The organism is Psychrobacter sp. YGAH215, from assembly GCF_007280595.1.
Lineage (GTDB): Bacteria > Pseudomonadota > Gammaproteobacteria > Pseudomonadales > Moraxellaceae > Psychrobacter > Psychrobacter faecalis.
The window spans coordinates 1-863 of record NZ_VKLR01000072.1 but is presented as its reverse complement, the minus strand read 5'-3'; the positions used below and the strand labels follow the sequence as shown (position 1 = coordinate 863).

Sequence of the window (863 nt, the reverse complement as noted above, 5' to 3'; positions counted from 1 at the left end):
TAGGGCGTGTTGAACATTCATAATTTGAGCCAGATATAAGCACAAGCAAGAGCGACTGTATTTTCATAACTCTGCTTGAGCTTATCAAATCTGGTGGCAACCGCCCTATACTGTTTTAGTTTGGCGAAAGCATTTTCTACTAGATGCCTCGCTTTATATAAGTCCCAGTCCATATGGTCGTTAGAAGACTGAGTATTTCGTTTTCGAGGGATGTTATCCCGTGTCCCTGCTTGTTCAATATGCGCCCGTAGTGCATCAGAATCATAGCCTTTATCGGCACATAAAACCTCTGTGTTGCTCAAATTAACTTTGTCTACTAAGTCAGGTGCGACTTTAACATCGTGGGTCGTGCCATCTGACAAGATAAAGGTAATCGGATTGCCATGCGCATCTACTGCCAAGTGAATCTTGGTCGCGCGTCCTGCCACACTTTTACTAATGGATTGTAGGTTCTCATTGCCACCACTGCTGTGCTGATGCGCTTTAATATGAGTACCATCAATGAAGACCCACTCAAGGTCTGCGTCTTTGATCAGTAACGTAAATAATGCCATCAGCTTATTACTGCGAGACCAGCGCTGGTAAGCTTTATAGATGGTATTAGGCTTGCCAAAATGCTCGGGTAAGTCGCGCCAAGGACAGCCAACACGCATGCGATAAAGCACGCCTTCAACCGTTTGTCTAAGATTTCCTTTGTCATAGATATTAAGTTCTAGTAATATAGGTTTCAGTCTTGTCCAGTGTTCATCTTTGAGCATAGTGCGAGGCATAGCGAACGATATCCTTTTTGTGTGAGAACTTAAAGATTAACCGTTCGCTATTTTTTTTGCCAGAAATTTATATCCAATGTTCAACACGCCCTA

The 863-nt window shown here is 43.0% G+C and carries 1 protein-coding gene; it reads right to left on the bottom strand.

Translation table 11 applies throughout. The annotated features are described in order from the left end of the window. Positions 1-17: 17 nt before the first annotated feature. Positions 18-770, bottom strand: a complete 753-nt coding sequence (locus FOR85_RS12565; RefSeq protein WP_144298186.1) for an IS5 family transposase — start codon at positions 768-770, stop codon at positions 18-20. Between the last annotated feature and the right edge of the window lie 93 nt (positions 771-863).